This is a genomic window from Superficieibacter electus (genome assembly GCF_002915575.1).
GTDB lineage: Bacteria > Pseudomonadota > Gammaproteobacteria > Enterobacterales > Enterobacteriaceae > Superficieibacter > Superficieibacter electus.
Genome location: NZ_PQGD01000008.1, coordinates 197672 through 217928 on the forward strand (window position 1 = coordinate 197672; position 20257 = coordinate 217928).

Annotated in this window: 16 protein-coding genes and 2 pseudogenes; 11 read left to right on the forward strand and 7 right to left on the reverse strand. The window is 51.6% G+C overall.

Annotated elements, in window-relative coordinates; all coding sequences use genetic code 11:
* Window positions 1–10: 10 nt before the first annotated feature.
* The 3 genes and pseudogenes from CHU32_RS11930 to CHU32_RS28585 form a co-directional block, all read right to left on the reverse strand.
* Window positions 11–1423 carry a restriction endonuclease subunit S gene (locus CHU32_RS11930; RefSeq protein WP_103675742.1) on the reverse strand — a complete coding sequence of 471 codons (1413 nt, stop codon included), beginning with the start codon at window positions 1421–1423 and terminating at the stop codon, window positions 11–13.
* Window positions 1413–3032, reverse strand: a complete 1620-nt coding sequence (locus CHU32_RS11935) for a type I restriction-modification system subunit M (protein ID WP_103675743.1) — start codon at window positions 3030–3032, stop codon at window positions 1413–1415. Before CHU32_RS11935 ends, CHU32_RS11930 begins: the two co-directional genes overlap by 11 nt.
* Window positions 3033–3095: 63 nt before the next feature.
* Window positions 3096–3283 (reverse strand): annotated as a pseudogene (locus CHU32_RS28585) (restriction endonuclease); the annotation flags it as partial.
* Window positions 3284–3403: 120 nt separating this feature from the next.
* On the opposite strand from CHU32_RS28585, the pseudogene CHU32_RS11945 reads away from it, so the two are divergent.
* Window positions 3404–3652, forward strand: a pseudogene (locus CHU32_RS11945) (cell filamentation protein Fic); the annotation flags it as partial.
* A gap of 63 nt (window positions 3653–3715) precedes the next feature.
* Here CHU32_RS11945 and CHU32_RS11950 read toward each other — a convergent pair.
* Entirely contained in the window at window positions 3716–4411 is a 696-nt protein-coding gene (locus CHU32_RS11950) for a transcriptional regulator YeiL (RefSeq protein WP_103675744.1), read from the reverse strand.
* Between the two features lie 129 nt (window positions 4412–4540).
* On the opposite strand from CHU32_RS11950, the gene rihB reads away from it, so the two are divergent.
* The gene (gene rihB / locus CHU32_RS11955; RefSeq protein ID WP_103675745.1) at window positions 4541–5473 is read left to right on the forward strand and encodes a ribosylpyrimidine nucleosidase; all 933 of its coding nucleotides are present in this window, start codon (window positions 4541–4543) and stop codon (window positions 5471–5473) included.
* A 131-nt stretch (window positions 5474–5604) separates the two neighbouring features.
* The gene (locus CHU32_RS11960; protein ID WP_103675746.1) at window positions 5605–6855 is read left to right on the forward strand and encodes a NupC/NupG family nucleoside CNT transporter; all 1251 of its coding nucleotides are present in this window, start codon (window positions 5605–5607) and stop codon (window positions 6853–6855) included.
* Between the two features lie 30 nt (window positions 6856–6885).
* Here the strand turns inward: CHU32_RS11960 and yjiA are convergent, their stop codons facing one another.
* The 3 genes from yjiA to CHU32_RS11975 all read right to left on the reverse strand — a co-directional run bounded on the left by yjiA (window position 6886) and on the right by CHU32_RS11975 (window position 10294).
* Entirely contained in the window at window positions 6886–7842 is a 957-nt protein-coding gene (yjiA, locus tag CHU32_RS11965; protein WP_103675747.1) for a GTPase, read from the reverse strand.
* A gap of 11 nt (window positions 7843–7853) precedes the next feature.
* Window positions 7854–8048: a YbdD/YjiX family protein gene (locus CHU32_RS11970; protein ID WP_103675748.1), complete on the reverse strand. Its 195-nt coding sequence runs from the start codon at window positions 8046–8048 to the stop codon at window positions 7854–7856.
* A 95-nt stretch (window positions 8049–8143) separates the two neighbouring features.
* Entirely contained in the window at window positions 8144–10294 is a 2151-nt protein-coding gene (locus CHU32_RS11975) for a carbon starvation CstA family protein (RefSeq protein WP_103675749.1), read from the reverse strand.
* 365 nt (window positions 10295–10659) lie between these two features.
* Here CHU32_RS11975 and tsr point away from each other — a divergent pair, with 365 nt between their 5' ends.
* The 8 genes from tsr (at window position 10660) to CHU32_RS12015 (ending at window position 20146) form a co-directional block, all read left to right on the forward strand.
* Window positions 10660–12324, forward strand: coding sequence for a methyl-accepting chemotaxis protein (gene tsr / locus CHU32_RS11980; protein WP_103675750.1), 1665 nt, complete (start codon window positions 10660–10662; stop codon window positions 12322–12324).
* 339 nt (window positions 12325–12663) lie between these two features.
* Entirely contained in the window at window positions 12664–15432 is a 2769-nt protein-coding gene (locus CHU32_RS11985; protein WP_103675751.1) for a sigma-54-dependent transcriptional regulator, read from the forward strand.
* 90 nt (window positions 15433–15522) lie between these two features.
* Window positions 15523–15945: a PTS sugar transporter subunit IIA gene (locus CHU32_RS11990; RefSeq protein ID WP_103675752.1), complete on the forward strand. Its 423-nt coding sequence runs from the start codon at window positions 15523–15525 to the stop codon at window positions 15943–15945.
* A 14-nt stretch (window positions 15946–15959) separates the two neighbouring features.
* On the forward strand, window positions 15960–16430 hold the full coding sequence (locus tag CHU32_RS11995; RefSeq protein WP_103675753.1) for a PTS sugar transporter subunit IIB: 471 nt from the start codon (window positions 15960–15962) through the stop codon (window positions 16428–16430).
* Window positions 16431–16446: 16 nt separating this feature from the next.
* Complete coding sequence (locus CHU32_RS12000) at window positions 16447–17226, forward strand: PTS mannose/fructose/sorbose/N-acetylgalactosamine transporter subunit IIC (protein WP_103675754.1); 780 nt, start codon at window positions 16447–16449, stop codon at window positions 17224–17226.
* The gene (locus CHU32_RS12005) at window positions 17204–18046 is read left to right on the forward strand and encodes a PTS system mannose/fructose/sorbose family transporter subunit IID (protein ID WP_176691645.1); all 843 of its coding nucleotides are present in this window, start codon (window positions 17204–17206) and stop codon (window positions 18044–18046) included. Before CHU32_RS12000 ends, CHU32_RS12005 begins: the two co-directional genes overlap by 23 nt.
* A 12-nt stretch (window positions 18047–18058) precedes the next feature.
* Complete coding sequence (locus CHU32_RS12010) at window positions 18059–19120, forward strand: SIS domain-containing protein (protein WP_103675756.1); 1062 nt, start codon at window positions 18059–18061, stop codon at window positions 19118–19120.
* A 15-nt stretch (window positions 19121–19135) separates the two neighbouring features.
* Window positions 19136–20146 carry an SIS domain-containing protein gene (locus CHU32_RS12015; RefSeq protein WP_103675757.1) on the forward strand — a complete coding sequence of 337 codons (1011 nt, stop codon included), beginning with the start codon at window positions 19136–19138 and terminating at the stop codon, window positions 20144–20146.
* Window positions 20147–20257 lie beyond the last annotated feature (111 nt).

A 20257-nucleotide genomic window follows, 5' to 3' on the forward strand; every position in this document is an offset into this window, starting at 1 on the left:
GCAAAATGCGTTATGCGGGTTCGGTTTGGGCTACCAAGTTTGGCAGAGCCTCCAGGGACAGCTCGCCGGAAATGATTTTGGGAAGCAGGGTGTCGCGGAGGGCGGTTAAAGCAATATTTTGATAATTATTATTCAGTATTTTTGAAAAATAATTTTTAACAAGCAAAGAAAAGCTATTTGTTAATTCTTCATTGCAAAAGGGAATTTTAATATTTTTGAATGTATCTCTTGTTATTGTGTTGAAAACTGAACCATGCCCCATTTGTTGAAGAGTCTGGACTGCATTTTTTAATTGAAAATAAACATACTCATCAGAAATATTATTTTTACCATTAACACCATAGCATGACTGATTCATTGCCATCGGTACAGCAACCATAGTGCATTTCCCTACAGTTCCTCTGGCGCTGATTATTGTTGTTCCTTTTCTTAATAATTTTGCTGAGGAATTATTGAGCCCTTCAGTGGTAATGTTTTTCTCTGTATTTAATACGTATACGTCGGATTCATTAGGTGCATCGACGACAGAGAACCACGGAATATCTCCATTCCAGTACTCTTCTACAGAGGTTTTAGGTGTGCCACCACCAATTAGTTCTATCAAATCGTTGAAAGATGTTGTGATCCAACCTTTTGGCACCCAACCCAACTCTATTTCTTCAAATTCAGCCGGGAACAGAGCACGAATATCCGCTGGAAGTGGTTTGAAATCTGCACTATTGCGTACTTTTTGACGCAGTTCGGCGCGAGATTGCAGCGCTTCCGGGATTGGGTTTCCCGCATCCAGCGCGTTATCAATCACCGGGTCGAAATCCACAAACCAGGATTTGAACAGGGTTTGGGACATTTGTTCCAGGGTTTGGTTGATTTGGCAGTTTAGATTGATTTTGTTATCAATAGACTTGGAAACCTCAGAGATTCGCTTTTGATCTGAAAGTGGAGGGAGTCTCAACTTAAATTCTTTCAAAATACCAAGGTTGATATGAGGAACTCCTCCAACAATAGCATTATTTTCAATCAATGCCTTGGCTTCGTTAGTTCTGAAATATGTGTAGATAAAATATGCATCCGCTTGTTTCGGATTTACAGTCAACTTCATTTGGCTCTGAGACACAATATATCGTTCGTATATTGAGTCTTCAGGAATCAACGCTACTTGTCCCAACGTTCCCCGTTGTGTAAATACAATGTCTCCACGAAAGGCCATGTTGCGTTGTAATTCATTTGCTTTATCCGGAGAAACAAAAACAAAGCCACTCTCTGAAAATATATCTCCGGTTAAATTGGTGCCTCGGATAACAGGAACACCTGAATCGACATAATGTTTTTGTGAAAGAGAAGAACCGAATGGGCCTCCAACACAACTATATTTCTCAGGTGACTTAATATCGTCAATGCTAACGGTGACCCAATTACTCCCCATAACCCAACCCCTCCAGATTCTGGCGAATCGCCTTATCCAGTTCTTCCGCCTGCTTCATCTGTGCAAACAACGTCTTCGACAATTCACGCATTTTGGCTTCAAATGCCACGCCATCGTCTTCCTGCTCGGCAGCGCCGACGTAGCGACCCGGTGTCAACACGTAGTCGTTAGCCTTGATCTCTGCAATAGTCGCGACCTTGCAGAACCCGGCCTGATCGTCGTACTGCGCCAGCCTGCTGTCGCCGCGCTTTACGCGCTCGGCCAGCTCTTCCGGCGTGCTGCGCCAGGCGTGGTAGGTGTCGGCGATGGTGGCGATATCGTCCGTCGTCAACTCTTTGGTGGTGCGGTTCATCATGGTGCCGAGATTACGTGCGTCGATAAACAGCGTTTCGCCCTGACGGTTGCGGTAGCCTTTGGCCGGATCGGCTGCTTTCGACCTGGTCATAAACCACAAGCACACTGGGATCTGGGTGGTGTAGAACAGCTGGCCGGGCAGGGCAATCATGCAGTCGATCAGATCGTTTTCGATCATCTGCGCGCGAATTTCGCCTTCGCCGCTGGTATTGGAGCTCATCGAGCCGTTCGCCAGCACAAAACCGGCGGTGCCGTTTGCCGACAGCTTAGAGAGCATATGTAAAATCCAGCCGTAGTTGGCGTTCCCGGTCGGCGGCGTGCGGTAACCGGCAAAACGTGGGTCTTTAGTCAGCTCGGCATCGTTGCGCCAGTCTTTCAGGTTAAACGGCGGGTTGGCCAGGATATAGTCGGCTTTCAGATCCGGGTGCTGGTCGCTGAAGAAGGTATCCGCCGGACGCTCGCCAAGGTTGGCGGAAAGCCCGCGAATGGCAAGGTTCATCTTCGCCAGCTTGTAGGTGGTGGCCGTCAGCTCCTGACCGTACAGAGCGATATCGCGACTTTTCCCCTGATGGCTTTCAACAAACTTCACTGACTGGACAAACATCCCCGCCGAGCCGCAGCAGGGGTCATAAATTTTGCCCTGGAACGGTTCAAGCATTTCGGTCAGCAGCGTCACCACGCATTTTGGCGTATAGAACTCGCCGCCGCCTTTGCCTTCGGTGGCGGCAAATTTGCCGAGGAAGTATTCGTACACGCGACCGACCAGGTCCTCTTTCGACAGCGCTTCCACGTCAGTTTCATGGGCCAGCGTTTCGATGTTGTCGATGGTATCGATCAGCGATGCCAGCTTCTTGGTTTCCAGATTCTGACGGCTGAAGTAGTTGTCTGGCAGCGCGCCTTTCAGCGTCGGGTTGCGCTTCTCAATGGTCGAGAGCGCGGTATCGATGCGTACGGCAATATCATCCTGCTTGGCGTGCTGCTTGATGAACGACCAGCGCGCCTCTTCCGGCAGATAGAAAATGTTATCCTGCTGATAGAAGACTTCCATTTCGAGGAAATCGCCCTGACCTTCGTCTTTCATCTTCTGACGGCGGGCTTCAAACTTATCGCTGATAAATTTGAGGAACACGAGGCTTAATACCACGTGTTTGTACTCGGAGGATTCAACGCTGCCGCGAAGCTGGTTCGCGGTATCCCATAATGTGTCTTCAAAGCCTTTCTTTGGTTTGGCTTTTTTAGTGGGTGCTTTGGCCATGATGAACTCGATTAGGAAAAATTTGGAGGCTATTGTAACGATAAAAGCGGCGAAATTCGCCCTCTACTCAATCTCCAGTTCATCGAATAGCTGTAAATCCACATTCAGTGTGGTTTCACCGCGTTGCTGCGTCGAATACCGACATTGTTTTCAATCAACAGCTCCAGCAGGCTATTACCGGGGAATGGTGCGGCTACTGCGCATTTGGCGGAAAATTTTCCCATGGTGATCAGCGTGCTGCGTAAAGCTTTTACAGGCAAAATGGCGAAAATGGGTCCCAGATCCTGAGCATTGGGTTAAAAACGAGGCTATGAAATAATACTACGGTAAAACTGTGCAAAAGGGGCTGAACAATGACAACCGAATTATAGGGACTCACCTGGGATGCTGCGCAACTTGAAAATAATCCCTATACCTACGTTGAAGTGAAAACTCTGCTGGATGGCGTTAAGGTGGGCGGGCATAAAGTCAGTGATACCGAGCAGGTACTGAACCTGGCGGACAGCGCAAAAAAACTCATTGCACTGGTGCAGAGCGGGCGTTTCGAGCTCGACAAAAAAACTTTCCCTCTGCTGCACGGTATTATCGCCCGTAACGAGGCGCTGGAGTGGGGCGTTTTTACCACAGCAAAAAGGCCAGCGAGATGATGGCATTTTTGCAGGAATGCTATCAGACGTAAGGTATCATGCTCCTTGTGCCGTCCTGTGCTCCGGCTCCATCTCTTGCGCCAGCGCCGTCAGCGCCTTTTTGTCACGGATAACATACCCGCCTTTTTGCTTTTCCAGCACGCCGTCACGGGTGAATTGCGCGATCACGTATAATAAATGGCGATAAGACACTCCCATATATTCCGCCGCCTGGGTATGTTTTTCGTGATATATGTCACAATGCTGTGTTAATAAAATAAAAGCGGCCAGCCGGTTCTCCAGCGGAAATGACTGGTTCTGGGTCAGGGAAACAATATTACGGTAGTTTTTCTGGCTTAGCGCAATACTGAGATTGCGTAAAAAGAGGGTGTCGTTTAAAAGTGGCGAACGAAAGGATTTCATTGGCAGGGCCAGGCACCAGCACTCCTCGAGTGCCTGCACGGCGCGTGGCTCGTGGTGCTGATCCAGCAGCTCGATTTCACCAATAAAGCAGGGCGCGCTAAAGAAATCAATTAGCGACACCCGGCCATTAGCAAGGGTGGCGTACAGTTTTGCCCGCCCACGAGCGAGGTAAAAAAGGTACATCGGCTGATGACCTTCTCTGACAATATAATCACCGGCAACAATGCGAAACAATCTCGTTTCATGCATGACATCAATAGAAAAACGATCGTTATACTCCGATTTTTTTATCAGTTGCTGGCGAAGAACGTCATTTTTTATTTCTTGCATAATAATTTCCCGGTATGAGATTTCTCATATTTAGCATACGTTTTCTGTTGTTATGATTCAATCATCGACAGGGTTAGTTTTCCGTTGATGAGACGAAAATAACGTAACAGCTAACAGAGGAAATAAAAAATGCAAAAGAGAAAAATTATTCTGGATTGCGATCCTGGTCATGATGATGCTATTGCAATAATGATGGCGGCACGTCATCCGGCAATTGATTTACTGGGCATCACGATTGTTGCAGGCAATCAAACGCTGGATAAAACGGTGACTAACGGCTTAAACGTCTGTCAGAAGCTGGGGATTGATGTGCCAGTTTACGCGGGAATGCCGCAGCCGCTGATGCGTGAGCAGATCGTGGCGGATAATATCCATGGCGAAACGGGGCTGGATGGTCCGGTATTTGAGCCGCTGACCCGTAAGGCGGAAAGTAAAAATGCCGTTAATTATATTATCGATACGCTGATGGCCAGCGACGGTGATATTACGCTAATTCCCACCGCGCCGCTTACTAACATTGCCGTAGCGATGCGCATGCAGCCCGCCATTATTCCTAAAATCCGCGAAATTATCCTGATGGGTGGTGCCTATGGTACCGGGAATTTTACGCCATCGGCCGAATTTAATATTTTTGCCGACCCGGAAGCGGCTCGTGTGGTCTTTACCTCCGGCGCACCGCTGGTAATGATGGGGCTGGATTTAACCAATCAAACGGTTTGTACTCCTGACGTTATTGCCAGGATGGAAAAAGCTGGCGGTGTCGCCGGTCAGTTGTTCAGCGATATCATGAACTTCACCCTGAAAACCCAGTTTGAAAACTACGGCTTAGCCGGTGGACCGGTGCATGATGCAACCTGTATCGGCTATCTGATCAATCCGCAGGGCATTAAAACCCAGGACATGTACGTTGAAATCGATGTGAACAGCGGCCCCTGCTATGGACGTACCGTCTGCGATGAACTCGGCGTTCTTGGTAAACCGGCGAACGCGAAGGTGGGGATCACCATTGATACCGACTGGTTCTGGGGACTGGTCGAAGAGTGTGTGCGGATGTATCACTAATTCTGGCATCAACACCCTCTGTAACAGGCATTCAGCCGTATCGCTGTATGCCTGACTCCTGCAACGGGCAGTCAGCGGTCGCCCGTAACGATATCAGACATACCGAAAGACCAATATAAAGGATCATCATTATGGAAGTAATGAGAAGCGTTCTGGGTATGGTGGTATTACTGGCAATTGCTTTTCTACTGTCAGTAAATAAAAAGAACATTAGTCTGCGAACAACTGGTGCAGCATTATTATTACAAATCGTCATTGGCGGGATTATGCTTTATTTGCCGCCAGGCAAATGGCTGGCAGAAAAGGCTGCCTATGGAATTCATCAGGTCATTACCTATAGTGACGCCGGTAGCGCATTTATTTTTGGTTCGCTGGTTGGGCCGAAAATGGATACGTTGTTTGACGGTGCCGGTTTTATTTTTGCCTTCCGGGTTCTGCCCGCTATTATTTTTATCACCGCGTTAGTTAGCCTGCTTTATTATATTGGTGTAATGGGAATACTGATCCGCCTTCTTGGCGGTATTTTTCAGAAGGCCCTTAACATTAGTAAGATCGAATCTTTTGTCGCCGTCACCACCATTTTTCTCGGGCAAAATGAGATCCCGGCAATCGTGAAGCCGTTTATCAATCGTCTGAATCGTAACGAGCTGTTTACCGCCATTTGTAGCGGGATGGCGTCTATTGCTGGTTCGACGATGATTGGTTATGCCAGTCTGGGCGTGCCGATTGAATATCTGCTGGCGGCGTCATTGATGGCGATCCCCGGCGGGATTCTATTTGCCCGCCTGCTCAGCCCGGCAACGGAAGCCTCACAGGTGACGTTCGACAATCTGTCATTTAGCGAAACGCCGCCGAAAAGTCTGATTGAAGCAGTGGCGAGTGGGGCGATGACCGGTACAAAAATCGCCGTTGGCGTGGCGACGGTGGTGATGGCCTTCGTGGCAATCATTGCGCTGATCAACGGCATTATTGGTGGCGTAGGCGACTGGTTCGGCTTCGGCGATGCCACGCTGCAAAGCATCCTTGGTTATCTGTTGGCACCCCTGGCCTGGCTGATGGGCGTTGACTGGAATGATGCGACGCTGGCGGGGAGTTTGATCGGGCAGAAACTGGCAATTAACGAGTTCGTGGCGTATCTCAGTTTTTCTCCGTATCTACAGGCAGCCGGAACACTGGATGTGAAAACCGTTGCCATTGTGTCTTTCGCGCTGTGTGGCTTCGCCAACTTCGGCTCCATCGGCGTGGTCGTCGGCGCGTTTTCCGCCATAGCGCCCCGGCGGGCGTCAGAAATTGCGCAACTGGGAATGCGCGCGCTGGCGGCGGCCACGCTGTCCAACCTGATGAGCGCCACCATCGCCGGTTTCTTTATTGGTATGGCCTGAAGGAGGCGCGCCGGATAAGGCGGGCACTTTTTAACCCCGCAACTGCGCAAATGCGGCCCTGATCTCGTCTTCCGGCAGCTGGATGCCAATAAACACCAGCGTGCTGTGCGGCGTTTCTTCACCCCACGGGCGATCCCAGTCGGCGCTATACAGCCGCTGGACGCCCTGGAACAGCAGGCGGTTCGGCGCGTCTTTGATCCACAACATGCCTTTATAGCGCAGCAGTTTTTCCGCCGATTCCAGCAGCAGCGTTTCCATTACCCGTGATACAGCGCTGATATCAACCGGGTAATCCAGCTCGACCACGATGGAAGTAATGTCATTCTGCTTATCCGCCATAAAATGAAAACGTGGCTTAGCCGCGACGACATTCTCTTCGAGCATAAAACCGTTGGTGTTAAACAGCAGGGAAAGGTCGATATCGCCATGGATAGCCGTGTAAACCGGCGCGCGGGCGTTGATGCGCGCCAGGCGTTCACGCAGCTTTTCTGTCTCTTGCACAACGTCGGTTTTGGTCAGCAGGATGCGATCTGCATAGCCCACCTGCGATTGGGCAAGGGTGAACTGGTTCATCTGCTCATTGGCATGAACGGCATCCACCAGCGCAATAACGCCATCCAGCAGGTAGCGCTGGCAGAGGATTTCATGCGAGAAAAAGGTCTGAATAATCGGACCGGGATCGGCCATGCCGGTGCATTCAATCACCAGTCGATCGAAGTCGATCTCACCCCGGTCGAGACCGTCAAGCAGATCCAGCAGCGCATCTTCCAGCTCGTTAGAGCGGCTACAGCAAATGCAGCCGTTGGTCAGGGTTTTAATTTGCGTGGCGCGATCGCCGATCAGCTGATCGTCTACGGAGACTTCGCCGAATTCGTTTTCGATCACGGCGATTTTAAAACCGTGCTGTTCATTGAGTATATGCCGCAGGAGGGTGGTTTTTCCCGCGCCGAGAAAGCCCGTAAGAAGAGTGACAGCAATCGGAGTCATCATCGTTCCTTTTAACAGCAACTGCTTCCACCGCTACCGTAGCGCGCTTCCTGACGCTCGCGGAAGAATTCGTTGTAGGTCATGTAAGGTTTATCCGGATGGTTAGTTTTCATATGATCAACATAGTTGTCATAGTCCGGAATGCCAATCAGCATCTTTGCCGCCTGGCCGAGGTATTTTTTTGCCTGTCCTAAGTTACCAAACATTGCGCCATCCAGATATGAATAAAGCCAGACGGTGATTTACGTACCGTCTGGCCTGAGTCAATACCGGATTAGCAACAGGCTATCCGGCATGACTATTAATGATGTGAAGAGGTCTTCACGCCGCCTTCCGGCACCGGAACGTACGGAGTTTCTTTGTCGGTGCGACCGCTGGTGTTACGCGCCTTCATCCAGGTTTTCAGACCGTAGAAAATGATGCTGTAAACCACCACCAGGAACAGGATACTCAGGCCCGCATTGGTGTAGTTGTTGACCACGATATGATTCATGTTGGCCACTTCCTGCGCGGTCAGCTCTCTACCGGCGGCAATACGTTCTTTGTACTGGTTCGCCATGTAGAAGAAGCCTTCCATCTGCGGGTTGGTGCTGAACAGTTTCAGGCCCAGCGCCCAGGTGGTGCAAATCAGCAACCATACCGCCGGGATCACTGTGACCCAGATGTATTTGGTGCGTTGCATTTTCACCAGTACCACGGTGCCGAGGACCAGCGCGACGGCGGCCAGCATCTGGTTGGAGATACCGAACAGCGGCCACAAGCTTTTCACGCCGCCCAGCGGATCGACCACGCCCTGATACAACAGATAGCCCCACAGGCCGACGCAGCCCGCCGTACCAACGGCACCCGCCACCAGCGAGTCGGTTTTTTTCAGGAACGGCACGAAGTTACCCAGCAGATCCTGCAACATAAAGCGACCGGAACGGGTACCCGCATCCAGGGCGGTGAGGATAAACAGCGCTTCAAACAGGATGCCAAAGTGATACCAGAAGCCCATATCCATCGCCGGAATGATCTTATGGAACACGTGGGCGATACCGACAGCCAGCGTTGGGGCACCACCGGCACGGTTCAGTACCGAAGGCTCACCGATATCCTTCGCCGTTTGCAGAATTTGCTCAGGGGAGATCACAAAGCCCCAGCTGCTGACGGTGGCCGCTGCATGCACGGTCACGTCTTTTAGCTGTGCGAGGATCACCGGCGCATTTTCAGTGCCCAGCTCGTGCAGGTTCGGCATGGTGATGCCAAGACCGGCTGGCGGGGTGTTCATCGCAAAGTAGAGACCCGGTTCAATGATTGACGCTGCCACCAGCGCCATGATCGCGACAAACGACTCCATCAGCATTGCGCCATAGCCAATGAAACGGGCGTCGGTTTCACAGGCCAGCAGTTTCGGCGTGGTGCCGGAGGCAATCAGCGCATGGAAGCCGGAGACCGCACCGCAGGCAATGGTAATAAACAGGAACGGGAACAGCGCGCCTTTCCACAGTGGCCCGGTACCGTCAATGTACTGGGTCATGGCAGGCATTTTCAGTTCCGGGTTAAGGATCACGATGCCAATCGCCAGACCGACGATCACGCCGATTTTCAGGAAGGTGGCGAGATAATCGCGCGGGGCCAGAATCAGCCATACCGGCAGCAGGGCGGACACGAACGCGTAGCCAATCAGGGTAAAGGTGATCGTCGTGTCTTTGAAGGTCAGCGCCGGACCCCAGTACGGGTCGTGGGCAATCACGCCGCCAAAGTAAATGGAAGCCACCAGCAGCACGATGCCGATAATCGACACTTCGCCCACGCGACCAGGCCGCAGGAAGCGCATGTAAATGCCCATAAACAATGCGATCGGCACCGTTGAGCAGACAGTAAACACGCCCCACGGACTTTCCGCCAGCGCTTTCACCACAATCAGCGCCAGTACGGCGAGGATGATGATCATGATTAAGAAGCAGCCGAAGAGCGCAATAGTCCCGGGTACCGGACCCATCTCTTCTTTGATCATCTCACCGAGAGACGCACCGTTACGGCGAGACGAGATAAACAACACCATAAAGTCCTGTACCGCACCGGCGAGAACCACCCCGGCCAGCAGCCACAGGGTGCCGGGCAGGTAGCCCATCTGCGCTGCCAGCACCGGCCCAACCAGCGGGCCTGCGCCAGCGATGGCGGCAAAGTGGTGTCCAAACAGGACGTTACGGTTGGTCGGAACATAGTTCAAACCGTCATTATTGATGACCGCAGGTGTTGCCCGCGTCGGGTCAAGCTGCATCACCTTCTGGGCGATGTAAAGGCTGTAGTAGCGATACGCCACCAGATAGACCGAGACGGACGCCACCACAATCCACAGGGCGCTGACGTGCTCACCCCGTCGCAGGGCGACAACCGACAAACAGAATGCACCGATGATCCCGAGAATCACCCAGGGTATGTGCCTGAAGAGTTTTTTAGTATCCATAGTGAAACCTGGCCGTTTAAGAAAATAAGCAGCCGCAGCTGCGTAGGTATGTGTAAGAAATGTTCTGAAATTGCTATGCCAGTGCGGATGATGCCAGAGGGGGGCGCGTAAAAATTGGACAATTTGAATGAGTGGTCGTATGCGAATTTAAGCGGTCAGAGAAGCGGGGGAGCGGTTAGCAGGCAAGACAGGCGCAAAACGAATATGTGATTGAGATCACAATTAAAAAAGCGGTTACGTGGACAGTCTTAAAGCCGCTACCGTCACCAGAACCAGGTTATTGAGAAGGGTGTACAGCACGATTTTCCGTAAAGTTTTCTCCTCCCGGGCCGAAAACCCGATATCAGTTTAATGGAAGAGAAGACATGTTAAATCGTATCAAGATTGTCACCGGCTTAATGCTGGTACTGGGATTATTTGGCCTTTTACAGCTCACCTCAGGTGGCCTGTTCTTTAACGCCCTGAAGCACGACAAAGAAAACTTCACTGTCCTGCAAACCATCCGCCAGCAGCAGTCCACCCTTAATGAAAGCTGGGTTGCGCTGTTACAGACCCGTAATACGCTTAACCGCGCGGGCATCCGCTATATGATGGATCAGAACAATATCGGCAGCGGCGCAACCGTGTCTGATCTATCGCAGATCGCCAGCCGTACGCTGAAGCAGGCGGAAGAGGCATGGGCAGAATACGAAGCTCAGCCGCGCGATCCGCGTCAAAGCAACGTAGCGGCGATGGAAATCAAGCGTAACTATGGCATTTACCACGATGCGCTGGCCGATCTGATCCGCTTACTGGGTGCAGGTAAGATCAACGAGTTTTTCGATCAGCCGACCCAGAGCTATCAGGACGGTTTTGAGAAGCAGTATCGTGAATACCTGCAGCAAAATGACACGCTGTATCAACAAGCGGTCGAAGAAAACCAGGGATCGTATAACCAGACATTATGGGTACTGGGCGGAACGCTTTTAGTGGTGCTGCTCGTCATCATGGTGGTGTGGATGGGCATTACCCGCGCACTGTTGACGCCGCTGCACCGTTTGATAGAAAGCATTCGACATATTGCCAGCGGCGACCTGGTGAAACCTATCGACGTGGAAGGCTCCAATGAGATGGGGCAACTGGCTGATAGTCTGCGCCATATGCAGGGTGAGCTGGTACGTACCGTGGGTGACGTGCGTGATGGCGCGGATGCCATTTACAGCGGGGCCAGCGAAATTGCGATGGGTAACAATGACCTTTCTTCCCGTACCGAGCAGCAGGCGGCCTCTCTGGAAGAAACGGCTGCCAGCATGGAAGAGTTAACCGCCACCGTCAAGCAGAACGCCGAGAACGCCCGCCAGGCCAGCCAGCTGGCGCTGAGCGCCTCCGAAACGGCGCAGAAAGGCGGCAAAGTGGTGGACAACGTAGTACAAACGATGCGGGACATTGCGGGCAGTTCGCAAAAAATCGCCGATATTATCAGTGTGATCGATGGTATCGCTTTCCAGACAAATATCCTGGCGTTAAATGCCGCCGTTGAAGCTGCGCGCGCTGGCGAGCAGGGTCGGGGCTTTGCAGTGGTGGCCGGTGAAGTGCGTAACCTTGCGCAGCGTAGCGCGCAGGCAGCCCGCGAAATCAAAAGCCTGATTGAAGACTCGGTAAACCGTGTTGATCTGGGTTCCACACTCGTTGAGAGCGCGGGTGAAACAATGGATGAGATCGTCAATGCCGTCACCCGCGTGACTGATATTATGGGTGAAATCGCGTCCGCCTCAGACGAGCAAAGCCGGGGTATTGACCAGGTGGGGCTGGCGGTTGCCGAGATGGATCGTGTGACACAGCAGAACGCCTCGCTGGTGGAAGAATCTGCCGCCGCCGCCGCCGCGCTGGAAGAGCAGGCCAGTCGCCTGACCCAGGCCGTCGCTGTATTCCGTATTTTGCAGGCGCAGCAGCGTGAGGTGAATACGGCGAAGGTGACGTCCACTCCGGCTCCGGTGATGGCGCGTAAAGCGGTTGCCGCTGAGGGCAGCGAGAACTGGGAAACCTTCTGATAAACGTTATACCGTAGAATGATGCCAGGCGGTGCTTCGCTTGCACAGATCTACAGGTTACAATAACGTATTGATATTAGAGCTTTTATAGGGCCGGGTAAAAGGAACCTTTACCCGGAAAAATAACAAAAACAGGTTGGTGAACAATCGATCTGAAGGGGCCTTTATTCCAATCTAAAGGCGGATTGTTCCGCCCCTTAATCAAGGTGTTCACCCCTTTACACATAAGGTCGTGACGATCATTTTGTGCCCTGCGCCGCAGAATGTGAAATCAGTGTACAAAAGAATAGGCATTTGACGGCATCATAGCCTCCCCATGCATTCACCAGGGCGGAGTCGATGCGTAAAGAAGAACTGCTGGCTTTCCTCAGTAATCAAACGGATTTTTTTAATCCCCAGGCGGTGAGCGAGGTTTTCACGGCACGTTACCTCGCCGGGCGTTTTGCTATGCAGCGTAATACCGCCAGCCACTATCTGAATCAACTGGTGGCAGAAGGCGAGCTAATCAAAATAAATACCCGACCCGTCTACTTTCTGCATAAAGGCACCTTTTGCCAGCACTACTTTCCGTTAAGCCGCGAGGAATATGCCAGCGTGGCGGAACTGCTGACAGAGGGAGAGCAGGAGCGACCTGCCCCCGACCATTTCTCTTTACTTATTGGCCACGATGAAAGCCTGAAAAAACCCATTGAGCAAATGAAAACGGCGTTGTTTTATCCGGACGGTGGCCTGCCGCTGTTGATCACTGGTGAGAGTGGTACCGGCAAAAGTTATATGGCACAGCTGATGCATGAATACGCGCTGGCGCAGGGAATACTGGAGCCGGATGCGCCGCTGGTTAGCTTCAACTGTGCGCAATACGCCAGCAACCCGGAGTTGCTGGCCGCCAATCTGTTTGGTTATGTGAAAGGCGCATTTACCGGTGCACAAAACGACAGGGAAGGGGCATTTGAGGCGGCGAACGGTGGCGTACTTTTTCTGGATGAAGTGCATCGCCTCAACGCTGATGGTCAGGAGAAACTATTTACCTGGCTGGACTGCGGGGAAATTTACCGGCTGGGTGAAACGGCGCGGGGGCGAGCGGTGCAGGTTCGGCTTGTCTTCGCCACCACTGAGGATATTCACAGTACCTTCCTGACCACTTTTCTGCGCCGTATTCCCATTCAGGTAACGCTGCCGGACCTGCAAAACCGTAGCCGCAAAGAGAAAGAAGCGCTGATTTTGCAGTTTTTCTGGCAGGAGGCGAAAAAGGTGGGCGTTCCGTTAACGCTAAGCTCGCGGCTGATTCAGGTGCTGAACGGCACCGTTTACCGTGGCAACGTTGGTGAGCTAAAAAATGTAGTGAAATACACGGTCGCCTCTGCCTGGGCAAAAAAACCCGGTAGCGAGACGCTGAAAATTGCCATCCACGATCTGCCCGAAAACGTACTGGCCTCAATGGTGGCGCTCAGCGAGCCGCTTAATGAAGAGCCGCCGCTGACGGTCGATCCGCATAACAGCCTGCTGTGGTTGCTCAACGCCAGAGACAGCGTGCAGGGGATTATCTGTGATGTACAGTGTCGCGTGCTGGCGCTTTTCGGCCACGTGGCCGACGGGCAGGCCAGGTGGGAGGATGTACAAAAGTTGATGGGGGAGGAGATTGAAACGCTTTTTGATCGGTTGATTTTTGAGAGTCATCACAAGCAAAGCCCGACATTATTATTGCTGACGACAAATCAGGTGCGTGAGGAATTTTACCGGCTGGAGAAACGTTTTAATATTCAGTTCAACGGCAACTGTCTTTATGCATTAAGCCATTATCTGGTACACCGTTCTGCCAGCGTAACATCACGGCTAAGTCATGAGCGCACACGGCAAATGGAAACTTTTCTGGCGCAAAAATACCCCCTGCTGTGGCATTTTTGTCAGGAGGTGCTGGAAGCCATCGGACACAAACTGGATATCGAACCACGGCGCATTGACATATTGCTACTGATGCTGTGGCTACAAAAAGCGGGAGCGATGAACCAGCAGCCCGTAACGCGGGCGGTGATCCTTGCGCACGGCTATGCCACCGCCAGTAGTATCGCTAATGTGGCAAATCGACTGCTGAAAAGTAATCTGTTTGAATCATTTGATATGCCGCTCGATGTCACGCCGGAGGCCATTGCCGCAGAAGTGATGAGCTACATTGAGCGCAACACACTGGCCAGCGGGCTGGTGATCCTTGTTGATATGGGATCGCTTAAAGAGATCCATCGTCACTTTAACCGCGCAATGACCACGCCGGTGGCGATTATTAATAATGTTTCAACTGGCATGGCGCTGTACGTGGGGGATCGTATTTTACAGGGCCATTTTATTGAGGATATTGCCCGCGACATCCATACCTCTTTGCCAGTGGAATATCAGCTGGTCTGGCCAGAAATCAATAAACCAAAGGTGATCCTGACCGCCTGCGCCACAGGGATAGGGGCGGCATCAAATTTATGTACGCTGTTGAAGGACAGCATCCCGCAGGATTTGGCGATTGAGGTTGTGGCCTGTGACTACGACTCGCTGGCAGGGAACCGCGGTGATGAAGCTATTTTTACGCGTTATGACGTGCTGGCAATTGTCGGCACCCTCGACCCGCATATTACATCCGTACCGTGGATTTCGCTGGATTCGCTGGTTTCTGGTGAAGGAAACCGCCATTTGATGCGTATTTTTGGCAATGTCACCACTACCGAAAGAGTAAATGAAATCAATAATCTGATGTTAAAAAACTTTTCTCTGCGTCGGGTTATTGAGTCAGTGACGATTCTGGATACGGGCAAAGTCCTCAATCAGGTGGAGCAGTTTTTAGCGCGCTACGAACATCTTGTCGGTAGAGAGGTCGCCAACGATCGCAAAGTTGCCCTGTATGTTCACATCAGTTGCCTGATTGAGCGCCTGATCCGCAATACAGCTATTCAGCGTTATAGCGGTAACGGACAGTGTCAGGAACAAGCGCTGGCGTTATTGCGCGAAGCATTTAGTGTCATTGAAAGCAGTTATAGTGTCAAAATCCCTGTCTCCGAGCTGTATTACATTCACGACATCCTGTCGCTTGAAACGGAATTAATCGAGCAGGATCAAGAGTTTTAGCGTTTTTCCTCATCTCCTTTACGGCGCGCCACTTTTTCTGGCACGCCGGTTGCACTCTTTTATTCAGTAAAGGGGCTTAACGAGGTCAGGATGAAACGACACATTATTTTTGCCAGTCACGGCTTGCTCGCCAGCGGTATATTAAGCTCCGTAGAGCTTATTCTGGGTAAACAGCGCGATATCCACACACTGTGCGCCTATATAGATGACGGCGTGGATATCAGCCATCAGGTCAACGAGCTGATGGCGCGCTTTTCTGATAATGACGAAGTTGTGGTCATTACTGATATCTTTGCTGGCAGTGTAAATAACGAATTCATTCGCTTTTTACCTCGTCCGGGCTTCCATCTGTTAGCGGGGTTGAATTTACCTCTGGCCATCGACTTATTAATTTCAATGGAAGAAGAAAACACCCTTAAATATATCAATGAGGCACTAATAAATTCGAAGGAGAGTATTCAGTATTGCAATCAAACGATTCATGACGCAATGCATAACGATAAAGAATTCTGACACAGAGGGATATTATGATTACTTTTCTACGCGTAGATCATCGACTGTTACACGGGCAGGTAGCCTTCTCCTGGACCCAGTATGTCGGGGCGGACTGTATCCTCATCGCTAATGATGATGTACCTGATGATGAATTAAGAAAGACAACGATCAAGCTTGCTAAACCGCCATCGGTTAAGCTTGTCATTAAAAATATTCACGATTCAATTGAAGCGATAAAAAGCGGAGTAACGGACAAATACCAGTTATTTATTGTGGTGGAGTCCGTTAACGATGCCTGGCGAATTATTCGTGAAGTGCCTGAGATTACGAGCATTAATCTGGGCGGCATTAAAGCCAGAGAGGGAAGTAAGAATATTTCTAAAGCGATTAATTTGCTGCCGGATGAAATAGAGAAGTTGCAGCAATTAGTACAGGCGGGGGTTGAAGTGGAAATTCGCCTGGTACCTAACGATCGCAAGCAGCTATTTACCGACTGCGTTTAATCGCGGAGGACTCATTATGGTTGAAGCACTTTTACTTGGGCTGGTGGCATTTATCGCCCAGTCTGAATATGCGATGGGAACCTCGTTACTGTCTCGTCCCATTGTGACTGGCCTGCTAACGGGGCTGGTACTGGGCGATGTACAGACGGGCATCATCATGGGCGCGACGCTGGAACTGGCGTTTATCGGTTCGTTTTCGGTGGGGGCGTCTATCCCGCCGGACGTAGTGACTGGCGGCATCCTTGGCGTGGCATTTGCCATTACCTCCGGTGCGGGAACGGAAACGGCGCTGTTGTTGGGGCTGCCAATTGCCACGCTGACGCTGGTGTTGAAAAACGTCTATCTGGGGATATTCATTCCGATGCTAAGCCAGAAAGCCGACAGCTATGCGGACGAGGCGAATACCCGCGGTATTGAACGCATGCACCTGATCGCCGGGTTTGGCCTGTCATTAATGTTGGCAACGGTGGTAACCGTGTCGTTCCTCGTGGGCAGTAGCGCTGTAAAAGGATTACTTGATGCGATCCCGGAATTTATCAAGCACGGCCTGAGCGTGGCAACGGGGATCATTCCGGCTCTCGGTTTCGCGATGCTGGCGCGGCTTTTGATTAACAAAAAAGTAGCACCGTACTTTTTCCTCGGTTTTGTACTGATGGCCTATCTCAAAATCCCGGTGACGGGTATTGCCATTCTCGGGGCCATTGTGGCGGTCATCATGGTGAATGTCACCGCCTTTAATTCGCTCAGCCCTTCTACCGCACAAGGAGTTCCGGATGACAACGAAGATGATTTCTGACGACGACGCACAAACGGCGGAGAGCGTCATCACCGCGCGGGATCTGCGTCGCGTGTTCTGGCGGTCGTTCCAGATGGAGTTTTCCTGGAACTATGAGCGACAGATGAACCTGGCGTTCGTTTATGCCCTGATCCCGGTGTTGAAAAAGCTATATCCGCGTAAGGCCGATCTGGTTATCGCGCTGAAACGCCATCTGGTGTTTTTCAATACCACGCCGCATATCGTAACGCTGATCCTCGGCATTACCACGGCGATGGAGGAGAAGAACAGTCAGAACGGCAATAGGGATGCTAACGCTGTCGATAACGTTAAAGCGTCTCTGATGGGACCACTGGCCGGGCTGGGGGATTCTTTTTTCTGGGGCACGTTGCGCCTGATTGCCACCGGTATTGGCACCAGTCTGGCGCTGAAGGGGAATATCCTCGGGCCGATCCTGTTCCTGCTGGTGTTTAACGTGCCGCACCTGCTGGTGCGCTGGCTATTTACCCGCTGGGGCTACGTGCTGGGAACCGGTGTGCTGCACCGCATTCAGCAAAGCGGAATGATGGAAAGTCTGACTTACGGTGCCTCTATTATCGGTCTGATGGTGGTGGGAGCGATGACTGCGTCGATGATTGACATCACCATTCCTATTACCTTTGGTGCCGGTGAGGCGAAGACCGAGGTCCAGGGAATTATTAACGACATCATGCCCTGCCTGCTGCCGTTAGTGAGTTTTGGCATCGTTTACTGGCTGCTCGGGCGTAAAGTCAAGCCGTTGACCATTATCGGAGGTATGGCACTGGTGGGCATTTTAGGTTCATGGATAGGCATATTTTAACCGGAGGGAAAAATGAAACCGACAATGATGAGCTACATCAATGAGGAGCCGGCCGCGCTGGCGCAGATCCTGCGTGATTATCCGCAGACGCTCCAGCCGGTGGACAGGTTCGCGCAAACGCGGGCGATTAAGCGCCTGCTGATCCTGGCAACCGGATCGTCACTTAACGCGGCCCTGTGCGCGCGCTACTTCTTTGAACAGCAATTCGGCATGCTGGTGGAAATTAAAGAGCCGTATAACTTTACCCACTATGAGCGCATTGATCCGCATACCGATATGGTGATTGCCGTCTCACAGAGCGGGAAAAGCGCGTCAACACTCGACGCGGTACGTAAAATCCGCGCCGCATCGCTGCCGGTCTTCGCTCTGACGTCCGATCCGCAAAGTCCGATAGCGCGGGAGTGTGATGAGGTGATTGATATTAATACCGGTATTGAAAGTGTCGGCTTCGTAACGCGGGGTTTTAGCGCTACGGTGCTCAATCTTCTGCTGATGGCGTTGACCCTTGCCAGAGCACAGGGCAAAACCACGCCGCAGCACGCTGAGGTCTGGCTTACCGGACTGGAGCGTTTGATTCACGCCCTTCCGGCAACGATTGCGCAAACGCAGGCATTTATTCAACGACATCGGGATACCCTGCGTGACGGTACACGGTTCGTCGCAGTGGGCTACGGCGCACTGGTTGGGGTCGCAAAGGAGCTGGAAACCAAATTTACCGAAACCGTACGCGTTCCCTCCAGTGGCTTTGAACTTGAGGCGTATATGCATGGCCCCTATCTGGAGGCCAATCGTGAGCATGTGATGTTTTTTATTCAGGATCGCCACGAGCCGCGCAGTGTTGCGTTATGCGACTATATGTCCCCGTCGGTAAAAAACGCATTTGTCCTGACGCTGGAGGATCGGGGAGATGATAATACGCTGGCGTTGAATTGCCCGCTCGATCATCACCTGGCTCCCCTGTTATTAATTGTGCCTGTTCAAATGCTGGCGTTCCACATTGCTTCATTAAAAGGTATTGATTTATCTGTGCGGATATTCGATGACTTCGATCGGGTATTAAAAAGCAAAATCTGATAGTCAGGAGATAATATGTTAGGGTTTAATCAGGACGAGTACCAGACCAGTGCTCGTGAGATCGTTGCTGCGCGTAAACAGGCGGAGCACACCGCGGAAGATATTCATCAGAGCGGATTCAGTAATGTATTTTTTGCCGCCGTTGGCGGTTCGCTGGCACCGATGATGGCAATTAATGAATTTGCCAAAGAAATGACCATGCTGCCGGTCTACGTCGAACAAGCTGCAGAGTTAATCAGTAAAGGCAGTAAAAAAATGAATAAAGACTCGGTGGTAATTACCCTGTCTAAATCAGGTGATACCAAAGAGTCTGTAGCCATTGCCGAATGGTGCCAGGCCCAGGGTATTCGCGTCGTCGCCATCACGAAAAATGCCGATTCGCCGCTTGCTCGTGCCTCTACCTGGCATATTCCGATGCGTCATAAAAACGGTGTGGAATACGAGTATATGCTGCTTTACTGGCTTTTCTTCCGCCTGATTGCGCTGAATGGCGAATTTACGCAGTACGAGCGTTTCGCCCGCCAACTGGAATTATTGCCGGAGAATTTATTACAGGCAAAACGCGACTTCGATCCGCGCGCGCAGGAAATAGCCCGTCAGTATCACAGTAGTGATTATATGATGTGGATTGGTGGCGCGGAGATGTGGGGCGAAGTGTATCTCTTCTCAATGTGTATTCTCGAAGAGATGCAGTGGAAGCGCACCAAATCTGTCTCTTCCGCCGAGTTTTTCCACGGCACGCTGGAACTGCTGGAGAAAGAGGTGCCGTTATTCCTGGTGAAAGGCGAGGGGAGATGTCGCGCGCTGGACGATCGCGTCGAGCATTTTGCGCAGAAAATTACGCAGCACCTGGTAGTGATTGATCCGCGCGATTACCGCCTGAACGGCATTGACGACGCTTTCCGCTGGCTACTCGCGCCGTGCATAGTTTCCACGCTGCTGGTGGACAGGCTGGCGGCGCACTTCGAACACCATACCGGACACGATTTAAATATTCGCCGTTACTATCGACAGTTCGAGTATTAACCGACGCTGCCCGGCCTTTTGTGCCGGGCAATTTTTTTTCGAGCAGGCTCGTAAATCGTTGAACCCGAAACAGACGATAAGGCAAACGGTGATACAGTCCGGCTTACTGTT